Annotated in this window: 11 protein-coding genes and 1 pseudogene; all 12 read right to left on the reverse strand. The window is 62.9% G+C overall.

All coding sequences use genetic code 11. The features are described from left to right. Nucleotides 1–4: 4 nt before the first annotated feature. Nucleotides 5–706: a DUF1190 domain-containing protein gene (locus PSH84_RS25130; protein ID WP_122566193.1), complete on the reverse strand. Its 702-nt coding sequence runs from the start codon at nucleotides 704–706 to the stop codon at nucleotides 5–7. A 19-nt stretch (nucleotides 707–725) separates the two neighbouring features. Continuing rightward, entirely contained in the window at nucleotides 726–1154 is a 429-nt protein-coding gene (locus PSH84_RS25135) for a DUF350 domain-containing protein (RefSeq protein ID WP_014340424.1), read from the reverse strand. Between the two features lie 15 nt (nucleotides 1155–1169). Then, a complete protein-coding gene (locus PSH84_RS25140; protein WP_122566192.1) occupies nucleotides 1170–1832 on the reverse strand; it encodes a DUF2491 family protein in 663 nt (220 codons plus the stop codon). Next, nucleotides 1819–2853 carry an ion channel gene (locus tag PSH84_RS25145; protein WP_305481959.1) on the reverse strand — a complete coding sequence of 345 codons (1035 nt, stop codon included), beginning with the start codon at nucleotides 2851–2853 and terminating at the stop codon, nucleotides 1819–1821. Before PSH84_RS25145 ends, PSH84_RS25140 begins: the two co-directional genes overlap by 14 nt. Nucleotides 2854–3188: 335 nt before the next feature. Beyond that, entirely contained in the window at nucleotides 3189–3887 is a 699-nt protein-coding gene (locus PSH84_RS25150; RefSeq protein ID WP_122566190.1) for a PspA/IM30 family protein, read from the reverse strand. Between the two features lie 22 nt (nucleotides 3888–3909). Continuing rightward, complete coding sequence (locus PSH84_RS25155; protein ID WP_003205989.1) at nucleotides 3910–4491, reverse strand: YjfI family protein; 582 nt, start codon at nucleotides 4489–4491, stop codon at nucleotides 3910–3912. A gap of 537 nt (nucleotides 4492–5028) precedes the next feature. Next, complete coding sequence (locus tag PSH84_RS25160; RefSeq protein ID WP_305468636.1) at nucleotides 5029–5862, reverse strand: YfaP family protein; 834 nt, start codon at nucleotides 5860–5862, stop codon at nucleotides 5029–5031. A 3-nt stretch (nucleotides 5863–5865) separates the two neighbouring features. Next, entirely contained in the window at nucleotides 5866–7485 is a 1620-nt protein-coding gene (locus PSH84_RS25165; RefSeq protein WP_305481960.1) for a DUF2300 domain-containing protein, read from the reverse strand. A gap of 1 nt (nucleotide 7486) precedes the next feature. Next, nucleotides 7487–12056 (reverse strand): annotated as a pseudogene (locus PSH84_RS25170) (alpha-2-macroglobulin family protein). Next, entirely contained in the window at nucleotides 12053–12712 is a 660-nt protein-coding gene (locus tag PSH84_RS25175) for a DUF1175 domain-containing protein (protein WP_122566186.1), read from the reverse strand. Before PSH84_RS25175 ends, PSH84_RS25170 begins: the two are co-directional and overlap by 4 nt. After that, nucleotides 12697–14406, reverse strand: coding sequence for a DUF2138 domain-containing protein (locus tag PSH84_RS25180; RefSeq protein ID WP_122566185.1), 1710 nt, complete (start codon nucleotides 14404–14406; stop codon nucleotides 12697–12699). Before PSH84_RS25180 ends, PSH84_RS25175 begins: the two co-directional genes overlap by 16 nt. Before the next feature lie 35 nt (nucleotides 14407–14441). Beyond that, nucleotides 14442–15230 (reverse strand): YfaP family protein, encoded by a 789-nt coding sequence (locus PSH84_RS25185; RefSeq protein ID WP_305481961.1) that lies wholly within the window; start codon nucleotides 15228–15230, stop codon nucleotides 14442–14444. Nucleotides 15231–15380: the final 150 nt, after the last annotated feature.

Raw genomic sequence — 15380 nt, forward strand, 5'->3', positions numbered from 1 at the left:
TTCCTCAACCGCCGGAGCTGCTCGAACCGCCCCAACCGCTGCGGGCACTGGACTTGCTGCCGAAACCACCGCGAGACGTGGACGAAGCGACGGCCATCGCCTTGCTGCTCTTGATGGTGTCGGTGTAGCTGCCGTAGCGCGCCTGATTGGATCTGGTAAAGGTCGAGCCGCTGGAAACCCGCTGGCTGAGCGTCGAGGACCCGAAGCTGCCGCGATCATCGCGGTAACGGTAGACCGGCTCGGAGTAATAGCTGTTGCGGTTGCTGCTCAACATGTTGCCGATCAGCATGCCAGTCAGCAGGTTGCCGAAGCCTGAGCCACCGACGTTCGCTTCCGAAGGCGGCAGCTGGGCCCGGGCGGCGTCGACCTGGGATTGCGTGACTTCGCCATCGGCGCTCAGCTCGAAGCCACCCAGCTTGGGGATGAACTGGCCAGCCGAGTCCTGCTGGCACCAATCGGGCACGAAGTCGGCATCGCAATCGGCCTGGCTGGCGTACGTCGGCGCGATGCGACGATGCTCGCTCATGGCGCTCATGTAGGCGTCGGCGCAAATGTCCACCGGCAGCTTTTCATCGACACATTGCTGGACGGACTGGAAGTTGTACTTCTTCTGCAACTTATAGGTTTTTTCCGTTGGCCCGCAGCCGGATATCGCCAGGGCGACCGACGCGGCCAGCGAAAGCTGGACGTACTTGCTTCGTTTCATCGGGATCTCCGTGGCGCAATCAGTTCGTGGAAGGCGTCATGCACGCGGCGTTCAACATGCCGACGCTGATGGCCACGGCAGCGATGTAGATACCCGCGGCAATTTCACCATTCTTAATGCGTGCGGAAGCGCCCTTGAGCACCAGGCTGGTCACCAGGAACGCCAGCAACTGAACGACAGCGGCGATCACCGCCCAGACGACGAAGTCCAGCATGCTGATCGAGTAGGCAATCACGTTGCTGGCCGGAATGGCGAAACCGATGACAGCGCCGCCCAGGGCGATGGCCGCGGCCACGTTGCCCGAGCGAATCAGCTCGAACTCCTTGTGCGGCGTGACGCGGGTGTAGATGAACTGGAACAGCGCGAACAGCACGGCGGCGCCGAGGATGTACATGACAAAGCCAAGCACGGCGGCTTTGTTCAGGGAAATGGAGAGCGCTTCAAGCATGGACTTCTTCCTTATTCAAAGAGTGTTCAGGTCAGTGGTGTACAGCGAAATACCCAGCGAAGTGCTCAGGCTGACGGTGCCTTCGGCGTCTTCTTCGACGGAGAACAGCAAAAACTCCCGGCGGTCCGTCAGGCCGGTGTCGCGGGCGTACAGCATCGAACGGTGCTCGACACTGTAGGCCTCATCCGGATTACTCACGCGCTCGCTCAACGTCACCAGTTCCGTCTGGCCCGCCTCGGTGCCCCATTCGCGGGTGTACTCGACGCCGTCATGGGTGTAGGTCGGCAGGCCGATCAGGCTTTCGGGACCGGCCAGGCGACGCAATTCCGCTTCACTGTTGATCGTGACGTAGCTGAGGTAGTTGAACAGGATCACCGACTCGACCTGCCCGGCGATGTCGCCGCTGGTGTGCACTTGCAGCCAGTAGTCTTCGTCGTTCATGTAGCAGCGCGACAGCCAGTTCGACTGCCCAAGGTCAACGATGCCCAGGCTCCAGATCTGTTGGGAGCCCGGGATGACCACGTTGCTATTGCCGTCGAGCAACAACTTGAGCGTGGCATCGAACATGACCTGCTTGCCGGAGGCCAAGCCCAGCGGCCCGGTGACGGGCGCGCCGTGGCTGGCTGTCGGGTTCGCGTTCGGGGCCTCAAGCCCCATCAACTGTTTAAACCACCCCATGGGAAATTTCCTTGAGACGCGTGGAGGCGATGTAGAAGAGTTCTCCGCCCACAACGCGCGTGGTGCCAGGCGGGTTGATCGCTGGGTGTCGGGCGCCCTGGGCGCGGTAGCCGATCAGCGTAGCGTTGTGCTGCTCTTTCATCCGGGTGTAGAGCTCGCCGAACGTCGCTTCAAACGCCTCGGGCAGTTTCATCAGGTACTGCGTGGCGCCTTCGCCGACGCAGAGCAACTCATTGATGACCACCGACGACCCTGGATCCTGGGAGGCCCGCACCAACATTTCGATGGCCATGCTGGAGGTGCATTCCAGGCTCGGCGCATAGGCGCTGGCAAGGGCGGCGATTTCGCTGTCATTGAAGTGGGCGACCACGTGCCCGGCAGGCCCCAGTTGATTGACCGCCAGCACGGTGGCCAGGGTCAGGTCGTCGGAATGGGTGCGCACCAGCACGCGTTCGGCCCCCGGTACGCCGGCACGCTGCAACAGCGCGACGGAGGACAGGCTGTCGCCTTTGATGAACGAGGCCTTGCCGGGCATGGGGTTTTCTTCAAGATCGCAATCGCAGATGACGATCAGGTTGTCATTGGAGGTTTCGTCCTGCAGGAGCAGTTCGATGACCCGCTCGCTGGAGGCGCCCTCCCAACCGATGAGCACCGTATGGCCGACCTGGCCGGTGAAATCGCCTTTGCCCTTCATGCCTTTTCTCCATACATCGATGACGCTGCTGGTGGTTTTGCCGATGACCGTCGTCAACAGGGCAATGCCCCCGAGCATGATCCAGGTCGCCACAAAAATTCGCCCGGCGGATGTCTGTGGCAACAGATCGCCATAGCCGACGGTGAGCGTGGTGGTGAGATAGAAGTAGATAAACGTGGCGGCGGCAATGAGGTGTTGCTCGCCCAGCAGCACCAGGCCGATCCAGGCTATGGCCAGGTGCACGCCCAACGCAATGGCCAGGCCCGCCCAGCCGAACCGATGGAAGAAGGACGATGCGTACGTGCGCAACAAAAGGAAAATCGACATTTCGTCCCTGACTCCGTGGGGCTTGGTTCCTGGCGGGATCATCACTCTGGCGCCAGAGGGCTCGAGCGTAGTGGCCGGACAGCATTAAACCTGTTGCGGCGCTTGGATAGAATACCTTGGAGACAATAAATCCGATGAGCAGGCCGGCCAGGCACAGTCCTTGTGGCGAGGGGATTTATCCCCGCTGGGTTGCGAAGCAGCCCCAAAGCAGCGAACGCTACCTAACTGACACACCGAGGTGTCAGATTTTAGGGTTGCTTCGCAACCCAGCGGGGATAAATCCCCTCGCCACAGGTTTTGTGCTTGGCCTGCCTTGATTGATCAGGCCGAACCGATCACTCAGCCGATTTTTTCTTCAAGCGCTCCAGAATCGCATTGGCGCTGCCTTCGTTCGGCGTGATGCCGGCGTCGCGCAGCTTGCGTTCCAGGTCGGAGCCGGTCGAAGCCTCGGCCAGTTCGTCCTGGGCTTGCAGTTCAGCAGCACGTTGCTGTTGCTTGGCTTGCAGGCGGTTGAGCGTACCGACGGCGGTTTCCAGCTTGCCATTGGCGCCGCCGCTGGCGATCGAGGCACTGACCTGGGCCTTCTGCACGCTTTCGCGGGCCTTGGCCATGTCCACTTGCTGGCGCAGGCTCTTGATGCGGCTTTCAGCCTTGGTGATGTCCTTGCGCATGTTGTCCGCGTAGCCGCCGAATTCGGTCGCGTGCTTTTGCTCGGCGTCCAGTTCGGTGGTCAGGGTCGAAATGGCTTCGGCCACTTCCAGTGCCAGGTCTTCGCGGTTGGCCTGGATCGCGGCCAGGGCCTTGGCTTCCAGGTCCTTGATCTTGGCGTTGTATTCGCCAACACGATCGGTCGCCAGCTTGTGCTTGGCCATGATGGTGACCAGCTCACGCTTGGCATTGGCCAGCGCGCTGTCGGCATCGCGGATTTCCTGATCGAGGATGCGCAGGGCCTGTTGGTCGACGATCGATTCGCCGACTTCGCTGGCACCGCCACGCAGTGCGGTGAACAACTTGCTCCAGATGGACTGAGTCATTGGATGGTTCCTATTCGGCGAATTAGATGAAGAAGCGTTCGAACGCTTCGCTGGCGCGCTGGACGTTGTCGACGAGGGTTTTGACCTCGGTGACGACGTTGGTCAGGCTGGAGTCGGAGCTCAACGCGCCGAACATGTTGTAGACGACCTGTCCGTTGGGCATGGTCTCGATGCCGATGGACGACAGCGGGAACATTTCACGGCTGCGCAACACGGCGTCGTTGAATGCCGCCACGTCGCTGATCGACTCGACATCCACCAGGACGGTGTCGACGATGATCTGGTCGCCGACCACAGCGATGTAGATCGGCAAGCCACCGAAGTCATTCATTTCCAGCTTGATGCTGGATTCGGAGCCTTGGACGAGGGAGAGGGTGATGTCGTTCGCGACCACTTCGTCCAGGGCCTGAAGGGCGCTGTAGAGGCGATCGATGTTCCAGTTATTACCTGCGCTCATGTAATCCTCCGACATGAATGAGCCAGCCAGAATCGGTTGGCGTAGCTGTTTCTCCATTTGCTTGAGCAGGCTTCTGTTTTCGGGAAGCACCCAAGTCTCGTGTTTCACATACCCGGCGGCACTCAGGCCCGCGCGCATCTGCTTCATGTAGAAGCTCGATGGTTTTTTCGCGGCGGGTTTGGCGCGCGCTCCCGTGCGGCTCGCTGAATCGGTCACAGACCCGTCAGACGGATCTGATGGAGCGCTGGTTGGCATGGTACTGACCCCACTGTGAAAAACTCACGCGTGAGAAACACTACAGGTACTTTCCAAACCTCACAATAGCTCACGCGTGAGATTTTTCTCTATCACAAATGCCGACATCCCCCCCTGTGGGAGCGAGCTTGCTCGCGATAGCGGTGCATCAGTTTGCAGAGAGGTTGGATTTACCGACGCCATCGCGAGCAAGCTCGCTCCCACAGGTTTTTTGGGGTGGTCACAAATCCTCAGTCCACCACAGATCCAATGTGGGAGCGTTCACAGATCAGGCATCCACCATAGATCCTCTGTGGGAGCTGAGCTTGCTCGCGATGGCGGTGGGTCAGCTTGCATTGATGTTGGATGCAAGACCGTCATCGCGAGCAAGCTCGGCTCCCACAGGGGATCTCCACAGGCTGTAAATTCAGTTGTGGCTGCGACGATGCCTTACGGATAGCTAAAGCTCTTGACCAACGTCAGCTCCCCCACCGCCCGCATCGGCACGACGAAGGTTTCCATTTTCTCGTTCGGCGTGCCTTCCTCCGTGATCACGGTGACCTGCGCAGTGGTCAGGGCTTGTTGCGCCTGCTCTCCACCGCCCTCACCTTCTTCGCCGTCCTCCTCACTGCGGTAACCGCCGCCGTAGTAATTCACATACACCAGGTACTGGCCTTTGATCGGCGCGGGCATGGCGAAGATTTCCGGGCCGTAGCCGGTGGTGACGTCGACGTCGAGGGCGGCGCCGTTGGCGACGGCGCGGTCGCCGTACCAGATGTGCGCACCATCGGGGGTGACCAGATGCAGGTCCAGGTCGGTGCCGTCGCTGTCCCAAGTCAGCAACACCCGCAGCTTGGCCGGTGTAGCGCCGCCGCTGGTGTTGAGAAATTGCGTGCGGTGGCGCTGTTGGCCATCGGCGCTGCGCACTTCCACGCTGTTGCTGCCGTTGGGGAACGAGAACGGCCGGTCGAAACGACCTTCCTCATCCAGCTTCAGTGGCAGGCTCACACCGTTGACGATCAACTGGCCCGGCGCGTTGCTGCCCTTGGGCGCGCCTTTGATCTGCCCAGTGATGCGGGCGGTGTTGGCCTGGCCCGGGGGCGTGTTGACTGACGAAGCCGGGTAGTTGACGGTCTGGCTGAAGCTTTCGCCTTCACCGCCCGGCGCCCCGCTGCGCCAGCCGCCGATAGGGGTGTCGAGCTTGATGGAGTCGGCGGCCATGGCCGATGGCAACGCGGTCAGGGCGCAGAGCAACAGCAAGACCTGTGGATAACGGAGTGTCATGGTCTATTCCAGCAAAAGGTGACGGGCGAGCCCTTCGATATAGGTTTCGTCCTGGCCGTTGGGGTGAGCTTCGAAGGCCAGGTGCAAATATTCATGCGTCAGGTCGAGACGGTCTTGCAGCGACAGCACGCCGCGCACATAGATGCGCTGGCGCTCGCGGTCGACATAAGGCCGGCCGAAGGCGACGCGGCAGACGGCGAAAGCGCTGATTTCGTTGTAGCCCACTTCACTTTCCAACCGCTCACGCCAGCCCCGACGCTGCTTGAGCAACCAATCCTGGGCGGCGGGCAGCGCCTCGCAGGAGGCCACCGGGTTGTCCCAGCGGCTGAGGCTGGCACGCGGATAGGCGTGCAGCAGGATGGCGTCGTAGCGGTGGCCGGCGTTGGCTTGCTCCACCGCTTGCGCCCAGGACAATTTGTCCGGGCCGGGCTGGTCGGAGTGGTAGGTGACATCGGTGCCGGCCAGGACCAGGTCGCTGGTCCAGGCGGCAATGGCGCGGGTTTCCGGTGCCGCCGGACGGGGCGCGACGCGCTGGCGATGGCTGCTGTCGTCAATGCTCAGGCAATCACCGTTGCGTTGGGCGTTTTGCAGCAGATAGGTGCGGATCGCCACGGCCAGGGCCTTGGCGGCTTCGGCAGGTTCGGCCTTGGCTTCGCGCTGCAAGACCCGGGCGACGTATTCCTCCCGGTCCAGGCGCGCCACCAGCTTGCCGGGCATCAGGAACAGCTCGCCATCGCTGTGGATGTCCAGTTGATTGCCGTTGGTGAACTCGACGCGGTAATCACCGCGCAGTTGGCCCGGCGTGGCCGGCCGGTCACCGGTCATCACCCGTTGCAACGGATAGCGGGCAAACAGGCCGACTTCCACGCAACGCCCGGTTTCCGCTGGCCAGCGGGATGGCAATGCCGTCGCCAAACCTTCCCCGTAGACCTTCAGGACCTGCTGGCTGGTGCCGCGTCCACCGGCCCACACCGGCGTGCCGTCGGCCAGCCAACCGGCGAAACCGCCCTGCCGGGAGGAAGGCCCCTGGTCACCCAGCCAGCTCCAGGTCTTGACCCGCAGGCGACTGCCCAACTCGCCCACCAGCCGCCCGTCCGCCGCGCCGAGCACCACATCCAGCAGCACCCGACGAGCCTGGTCCTGGGCCGGCAGCATGGCCAGGGCCTTGAGCAGTTCCGCGACCGGCACCTGCGTCTGGGGCTGCAAGGTCGGCAGGTCCAACAACCAGGCCGGCGCCTGGCGGGCCTGCCAGTAATCGCGCCAGTTCGAAGCCGACAACCCGAGCCGCTGCGGCTCGAAATACAAGCCACAGGACTTCACCAGCGCCTGGTCGCGACCGATGCTCTGCCCGGCGTTGCAGCAATAGACTTCTTCCTTCGACTCGCCACGGCACTCATAGACCGGTTCGCGAGCGTCGGTGTCCACCAGCCAGGCGTAGACAAACAGCTTCCACAGGCTACCCAACGGTGCCTGCAAGGAAGCAGGCAGCGGCTGGCGATCCAGCACCTGCGTTTGATTCACCCGCAGCAACTGGCCGTCGAAGGCCAGGCGCAACGGCTCGTCCTGCGCCGTTGCCAGCGCAGGGATCAAGCACAACAGCCACCCAACCCACAGCTGACGCATGTCAGTTGACCGTAACCTGACCAAGCGCCGGTTTCTGTTCCCGCGCCTGATTCTGCGGCGCGTATACCTGGGTGAAGCGCACCGGCGGCAAGGTGAACTGGCCCTTCTGGGAGAAGCGCACCAAGTGCCGCAGGCGCAGCTCGCCACTGAGGGCGTCCACCGGTACCGCATACGCCATCTGGCCGGGCTCGAAGCGGGCCTTTTCCAGGGACGTCGGTTCGCTGTCGGCCTTGCCCTGCAACTGGATGCCCCAGGTGGTGCGTTCCACATCGGCGCCCGGCGGCAGCGGCACTTCGAGCATGCCGTAGCGCAGTGGCGTCGAGGCCTTGCTGTTGATGATCACTTCATCCAGGTAGAGGCTGTCGCTGGACAACGGTTTGTTGCCCACGGCTTCGAGCTTGAAGGTGAAGGCCTCGTCGCCCGGCACCAGACGCGACAGGCGTCGGGTGATCGACACCGCCATTGGCGCCACTGGCGGTTGCTGGCTCTGGAAGCTCAGTGCCGCTTGCAGTGGACGCTCCTGTGCACCGGTCAACGTCAGCGTCGTTGGAAGCTGCGCACCCTGCCATTGCCAGTAGGTTTCACCGGTCGCGCCCTGCTTGGCGGCCCAGCCTTCGCCCGGCGCCAGGGCCACGGCCGGCGCCGCCTGTTCGATGCTGCGCTGCAACCAGGTCAGGGCCAGGGCCCGTTCCAGGGTGGACTGCTGCGGCAGGACGCGCTCCAGCAAGGCCGTGGCGCGAGCCTGATCGAAGTTTTGCAGCGACAGCAACAAGGCTTCAACGAACGGCTGCGGGCTGAGTTCCAGTTGCTGTTGCGCCGCATCGGCTTGACGGCTGAAGGCCGCCGGCAACGGTACCTTGGCCTGTTTCGCCAGGGACGCGGTCAGGACACGGGCGCTGGCCAGGCCAAGGGCCGAATCAGGCGCGTACATGACCAGGCTGTCTTCGCCGCCATCTAGCACGCTCTCGGTACTGTCTTCACTGGCCTTCGCCAGGTCATCCATCAGGCCGCTGAGCAAAGTGTTCACCGGCAATTGCATCTGCTTGGCGAACGACAGGATCAACGCACGTTGCAGCAGCGGCGTATCACCGGCCTGCTTGGCGTAGACCTCCAGCACCCGCTGCCAGTGTTCCGGCGGCAGGTTCAGGTCCAGGGCCTTGCTGGCGTGCCAGTCGGCGTAATAGGCATAGGCGGTGAGGAAGGCATCCGGCTCACCGTCCTGACCCCACCAGGTGAAGCTCGCCGACGGTCCGGCCATCTGCACCAGGCGCAAGCGGCTGTTTTGCATGATCAACCGTAAGCGGTCGCGGATCTGCGGGTTCGACGCCAGGGTCGGATAAGCGATGCTCAACGGCAACAGGCGGCTAGCGGTCTGCTCGACGCCACCGTAGGGGTAGCTCAGTAGGTCGTCGAGGGCCGAACGGAACAGCGCTTGCGGGCTGTCATCCAGGCGCAGACGAATATCGCTGGCGTCGGCCGGCAGGGTCAGCGGGGTGTCGCCGCTGGCCACGTCAAGACGCTGGCTCTGGGTGACTTGCCAACCGTTGCCGCTGGCGTTCAAGTGCATGGCCAGAGCGTCCTGGGTTTCGCCGTTCAACTGCAACTGCACGCTCAAGTCGCCACTGCTCAGTTCCATGGTCGGCAGCGGTACGTAGTTGATGCCGTTTTTCAGCTCCGCCGCCACGCGCTGTTCAGCGCCGGCGTAACGGATCAGCAGTTCGGCCTTCAGTGGTTTTTCAGACTGACTGAAAGCGAACAGACCCAACTGCGGCTTGTCGCCGGTGCGGAAACGGGTCGGGCCGCTCCACTTCAGGTACAGCGGTTTTTCCGAGGCGATGAACTGCTTCTTCTGGCCCACTTGGCCATCGTCGGCAATGGCCTTGGCGGTGATGCGCCAGCGGGTCAGGGAGTCGGGCATCTTGAAGGTAAAGCGCGCCTTGCCATTGGCGTCGGTGACCAGCTCCGGTTGCCAGGCGGCGGTGTCGACGTCTTCACGCCGTGGCCGCTCGAGCACCTTGACCCCGCGCTCGCTGCGGTTGGCCTTGCCCGGCGCGCCAGGGCTGCCTGGCAGCGCCACGTCGTAACTGATGAACGACAGGCTGGCACTGGTGCGCACGTTGTTGCGACGCGGGTGATAGAAAAACTGGTCGATGGTCGGCGCCACTTCCGGTTGCAGGGCGTAGACCATTTCGTCCACCACACTGACCGTCAGGTGCGCCGGGATCGCCTTGCCGGCGAACTGGGTGCTCAGGTCCACGGTCACCGTGTCGCCGGGGCGGTAAGTGGCTTTGTCGGTGACGACGGCCACATCGATCTGCGGCGTGACCACCTTGATGCCGGCGTTCTGGAAGCTGTACTGGCCGCCCTTGGTGTACAGCACCGAGAAGGTCAGGTTGGGTGCAAAGCTATCCTTCACGGCAATGCGCGCGCGGTATTGGGTGTCGCTGAGTTTTTCCATCTTCAGCCAGTCGCCGCCCTTGGACAGCAGCGCCGTGGCCTCGACCTTGTCTCGCTCCAGCGACAACAGCGCATCGCTGACCGGTTCCGGGAAGGTGATCAGCGCCAGCGCTTCGTCACCGGTCTTGTATTCAGGCTTGTCAAAGACGATCTCGACCGTGCCCGGCACGGCCTTGATGCCTTCGCCGGTCACCGCATGGGCGGCGGCGCCGATGACTCGGCCGTGGTCGTCCTTGAGCGTCAGGTTGTAGGTGCCCGGGCGGTCGAAGGTCAGGCTGAAGCCCTTGTCCTTGGCCGCCAGCTTGCCTTCGCCGGTGCTCTGGTCTTCCAGGCGCACCCAGGCGTAGCTGCCCGGCGTCACGGCCTTGGCTTGTTCGTTGCCGCCTTCGTTGGCGTAGCTGAACGCCACCTTCTGGCCAACGGCGCTGAACCGCTGGGGAGCGCTCAGGCGGAAATTCGCCGCGCCACGGTCGATGAGGATTTCCTTGGTGGTCTTGACCCGATACGCCGCGCCATCGCTGGCGAACACAGTGAGGGTGTAGCGGCTCGGCTTGTCGGCGGCCGGCAGGTCGAGGATCGCGTTACCCTTGGCATCGGTGGTCACTTCGCTGCTGGTCAGTTCCACCGGGAATTGCCCCAGGTATTGCAGCTCGTTATCCACCATCGACAGTTGCTGGGCGCGCAGGCTCAGGCTCACCTTGGCATTCACCACCGGCTTGCCGTCCGGGTAGAGCAACACGAGGCTGCCCTTGACCGGCTCGCCGGTACGGTAGTCCTGCTTGGCCAGGTTCAGCGCGATCTCGAAGTGCGGCTTGATGTATTCGGCCACGCGGAAGGCGCTGCTGTAGAGCTGGTCCTTGTAGCTGAAGCGCAATTCATAGCCGCCGGCCACGGCGTTTTCCGGCAGTTGGAAACGGCCTTGGGTGCCGGCCTTGGAATCCAGCTTCAGGGCCAGGGTTTGCAGCGCGGTGCCAGTGGCGTCCAGCACGCTGACATTGACGTCGGCGGCAGTCGGTTGCACCGAGTCACGGGCGTTCTTGAACTCACGGCCAACGATTTTCAGCGACACCCAATCCCCCGGCCGGTACAGCGGCCGGTCGGTGAAGGCGTAGAGCTTGGTGTCGTAGATTTCGCTGTCGTAGTAGAAGTTTTCCGAGACAAATACCCCGCCCTCCTCGTCTTCACCGATGACGAACGAACGCTCCGGGCTGACGTGCTTGAGGCGCAGCAGGCCGTCTTCATCGGTGGCACCGCTGCTCATCACGCCCAGGCCGTCGGTCCACAGCACGTTGACCTTGGGCACCGAACGCCCTTCATGCTTGCGTGCGGCCCAGACCAGCAATTCATCGCCGGCAATCTTGCTCACGGCCACGGTGTTGGAGACGAAGACCATGGTGGTTGCGCGGTATTTGCCGATCAGCGCTTCCACCAGGTACAGGCCTGGCTTCAACCTGGCCCAGCGGCACATAGACGTTGCCCGGCGCGACGCTGACGAAGTCACTGGACGAGCCGGCCAGATTGACGCCGGCCGGCGGCTGGATCGGCTTGGCCTGCCACAGCGGATAACGGAACTGGCTGACCACCGGCAAACCCGGGATCAAGGCGAACTGTGCCGGCGCGTCGTACGGGGTCGGCGCCACCAGGGCGTTGCCGACCTTCAATTCCGGCACTTCTTCGGTGACTTGCTGGCGGGACTCGTAGGAGAACGCCCGTTGCATCACTCGACGGGACTTGCGGTACCAGTTGTCCCACAGGTACGCGAGGGTGTTCGACAGGCCTTCGCCCTTGAACTGGCCGTCGCTGACGACGCGGTGCAGGTTCTTCTGGCGCTTGAGGAAATCCAGCGGCTTGTCGATGCGATAGACGCGGATGTCGGCGCCGCCGTAGGGCTCCATGCGGAACCGACGGTAGTCGCGGCCCGGCGCTTCGAGGCGAACCATGGCCTGCTCGTCGCTGGCAAAGCTGCTGTCGGCCAGCAGGAAAAAGCTTTCACCGGACACCGGCGTGTAGCCGCTGGGCTCCACCGTGTCTTCGGCATTCACGACAGGTGCCAGCAACAGGGCAAACAGCAGGGGCAATTTTGAACACAAGCGCAGCATGCGGGCACCGGTCATTGGGAGAGAAAGTTGAGTCGATAGACGCCGATGAAGTTGGGGTTGGCTGCGTCGGGTATCCATCGGGTGTCCTTCCAGTTCATGAGTTGTTGCAGGCTTGCGGAGCGCATGCCGTTGTCGGTAGGGGTTGTGGTGCCGGTGTGATAGGCGATGTAGCGGCCCATCCAGATCATCAGGTGCTGGTCGTCGCCCTGATCGAAGAACATCAGGTCGCCAGGACGGGCCTGGGCGACATCGCGGCCCACCAGGCGACTGTTGAACTGGATCAGCTTGATGGCGTTGACGTAGGGCCCGACCTTGCCGCCGCCCTGCTGCCATTGCTGGGCGAGGCGCCGTTGCCCATCGCTGAGCGGCAGTTCCGGCGGCAGGTAGCGATTGGACAGGCCGTTGCTGCGCAGCCATTTTTCATCGTGGACCTTGAGCGCTTCGTTGGCGGCGAAACGCACCAGCCCGGCGCAGTCCTGCTGGTACCAGCGCGGGCTCGGGCCTTTGGTCAGTTGTTCCTGGGCGATGCGCACGAACCAGGCGCGAAAGACCTGGGATTGCTGCACGTCCAGCGCCGGCGCCTCGACGGCAAGCGCAGGCCCGCCGAGCAGCAACGCCAGCAGCAGCGTCAACGCGGGGTTGCGGATCAGTGCTGTCACAGCGCTTTCCATTCCAGCGGCAGCCACTGCCAATGGCCATCCGGCTCGCTGCCTTCAGGCAAGGTCAGGGCGTATTTGCCGTAGCCGCCGAGGGTGCGCAGTTTCGGGATCAGGTAGGTTTGCGCGGCGTTGTAGAACACCGGTTCCATGTCCTGGGGCAAGCTGTCGAGGGTTTCGCGCTGCATCAGTTGCGCCATGGAATCCGGACCGAAGTAGACCGGCATGAGCAGGTCCTTTGGCACTACGTCGGCCATGGGCGGGAAGCGCTTGTCGAGGGTGCCGAGAGCCTTGTCCACCAATTTGTCATCGAGGGAGAACAGCAATGTGGAACCGTGGCGTGCCAGGCTGACTCGCAGGAACGCTTTGCCGGTAATCGCTTCGGGCTGCTCCGCTTCCTTGGCCAGGTAAGGACCGAAATTGGAGCTGACCTGCCGCAGCCACTGGTGGGTCGAGCCTTGTTGTTTCTCGACCACCGGGAAGGCATGTTCGGCGACATTGTTTTCATAGGCGCCGACCATCGAACCAAACAGGTTGCCCAGGTCGGCGTCGAGTTTGCCGTCGTCTTCATTCAGGCTCGCCACCAACAGCGGCGTGTACAGGCGCGAATCAGCGTACCAGCACAGGCCTGCGGCGCCGGCCACATGGTCGACCATGGCCTGGGCGGCTTTGTCGTCGGCGCCGAGTCTGACCAGCAACGGTTTCTGTTGCTCGGCGGCCAGGGGCAAGGCTACACAGGCACTGGCACCCATGGGCATGGCTTGCCAGATCGGCTTGAAGTCGAAGTCCGGCTGGTTTTCCAGCTCGTCCATGGCCAGGAAGCTGTGCCAGCCCTTGTCGTCCATGTCGAAACGCAAACCGGCGAAGTTCGGGATGAAACGCTGGTAGCCCATGGCGAGCACGCTGGCGTTGACCGAGATGCGCTGCTTGACCTCCGGCGCCTTGGGCGGCAGGCCGAAGGCTTCGGGGAACAGCTTTTCCCCGGCCAGCAGCGCCTCAAGGGCTTGGGTCGAGACCATGCCACGTTCGTCGGTAGGGCCATTGCCTTTGTCGTAGAGCTTGGTCGGGTTGGACAGCACGACCAGTTTGTCGCCGTGGGAGGCGAAGACCAGGGATTTGCTGGCGTTATAGCTGAGCTGATACAGCGCGACTTCGTCGCCGCCCACCTTCAGGTCGCCGAGTTTGCTCAATTGGGTGTCATCCAGTGCGACTTTCGCCAGCGGTTCCAGCATCTTCGCCAGGCCGCCGCGATCCATCACCAACAGGAAATCCTTGAGGCGACCGTCCGCACCGCGCCACAGCGCGACATCGGCCGGCTGGTCGAAAAGCGCTTCGATCAGGCTGTCCTGCAGCTTGAGGTCATGCTCGTAGATGATCCGGCGCAGGCTGCCGATCAGCCCGAGGCGGTCGGCGTGGGCCTCGTAATAGAAGACGAAATCCTCGGTTAGCGTGGCCTTGAGGAACGGCACCGCCAACAGATCCTTGGGCAACTGGCTCAGGGAATGGGCCTCAAGCAAGCCGTCGGGGCGGCTCAGGCCGAGTTTGTCCAACGCCAACTCCATGGGCGGCGCCTTGGGCTTGGTCATGAACCAACCCAACCCGGCGGCCACACCGGCGACCAGGCACAGCCCGATCAGTATCGCCGGCCAGCGGCGCACAGGTTTGGCGACAGGTGTCGGCGTGGTCGGGGAAGCAGTGTTGTCGCTCATATTCACAAGGGCCTGTTCATCCGTGGAGCGGATACTTAGTAGTTGAAAGTCTTGACCAGCAACAAATCGCCAATGGCGCGCAGGGGCACGACAAAGGTCTCGCGTTTTTCATCGACGGTGTTTTCGTTGAGCACCAGGTTGATCTGCGAGGTGATCACCTCGTTCTGGTTGCTGCTCTCATCAAAGTTGTAGCCGCCGCTGCCGTAGTTGCCCCAATAGTTCACGTAGACCAGGTAGGTGCCGTGCATCGGCGCGGTCATGGTGAACATTTCAGGGCCGGGGCCGTCGACGCCATCCGGGTCGAGGCCTCCACCGTTGGTCAGCGCCGGCCGGCCGAAGAACGCATGTTGGCCGTCGGGGGTGACGATATGCAGGTCGAGCTCGGCCTTGGGGTCGTCCCAGCCCAGCACCACGCGGATCTGCGCCGGGGTGCGCAGGTTGTTGGCTTCATAGAATTGCACGCGCTTGAGGGACTGGCCTTCGGAGCTGCGCACCTCGACGCTGTTGGAGCCGGCGCCGAACGCATACGGCCGGGCGAAACGCCCCTCGTCGTCGGTATAGAGATTCAGTGGATTGCCGTTGACCGCCAGGCTATGGGGCTGGCGAGCCGTACCCATGTCTTTGATCCGGCCCTCGATCATCGTGCGGTTGCGCTGCACGCCCCGGTCGATGGGCGGGGTGGGATAGGCGACCTGCGGGTTTTCCGTGCGATCGAGCAAGCCACTGTAGCGCCAGCCCCCGACCGGTTCCGACAGCTCGGCCGAAGGCTCGGCCCACGCCAACGGCGCGCCAAGCAACACGATCAATAAAGAAAGAAAACGCACGTATGCCTCCTGCCATGCACAACGCAACCCGGCGCCCTTCCTCGGCGCTGCTTGTCATTATTCGGGTTTCGTCTGAAGGCCCCGTCGCAAGGGGGCCGTAGATGGCGCGAAGAGTAGCTATTCGGCGGATTTTCCACAATCGGGGAACGC

Origin of the sequence: Pseudomonas beijingensis (assembly GCF_030687295.1) — a bacterium.
Classification (GTDB): Bacteria; Pseudomonadota; Gammaproteobacteria; order Pseudomonadales; family Pseudomonadaceae; genus Aquipseudomonas; species Aquipseudomonas beijingensis.

Coding starts and splice junctions, on each gene's coding strand:
- PSH84_RS25175 (WP_122566186.1), bottom strand. CDS start 12,712: ATGGAAAGCGCTGTGACAGCACTGATCCGCAACCCCGCGTTGACGCTG.
- PSH84_RS25180 (WP_122566185.1), bottom strand. CDS start 14,406: ATGAGCGACAACACTGCTTCCCCGACCACGCCGACACCTGTCGCCAAA.
- PSH84_RS25140 (WP_122566192.1), bottom strand. CDS start 1,832: ATGGGGTGGTTTAAACAGTTGATGGGGCTTGAGGCCCCGAACGCGAAC.
- PSH84_RS25150 (WP_122566190.1), bottom strand. CDS start 3,887: ATGACTCAGTCCATCTGGAGCAAGTTGTTCACCGCACTGCGTGGCGGT.
- PSH84_RS25145 (WP_305481959.1), bottom strand. CDS start 2,853: ATGTCGATTTTCCTTTTGTTGCGCACGTACGCATCGTCCTTCTTCCAT.
- PSH84_RS25135 (WP_014340424.1), bottom strand. CDS start 1,154: ATGCTTGAAGCGCTCTCCATTTCCCTGAACAAAGCCGCCGTGCTTGGC.
- PSH84_RS25130 (WP_122566193.1), bottom strand. CDS start 706: ATGAAACGAAGCAAGTACGTCCAGCTTTCGCTGGCCGCGTCGGTCGCC.
- PSH84_RS25160 (WP_305468636.1), bottom strand. CDS start 5,862: ATGACACTCCGTTATCCACAGGTCTTGCTGTTGCTCTGCGCCCTGACC.
- PSH84_RS25165 (WP_305481960.1), bottom strand. CDS start 7,485: ATGCGTCAGCTGTGGGTTGGGTGGCTGTTGTGCTTGATCCCTGCGCTG.
- PSH84_RS25155 (WP_003205989.1), bottom strand. CDS start 4,491: ATGAAGCAGATGCGCGCGGGCCTGAGTGCCGCCGGGTATGTGAAACAC.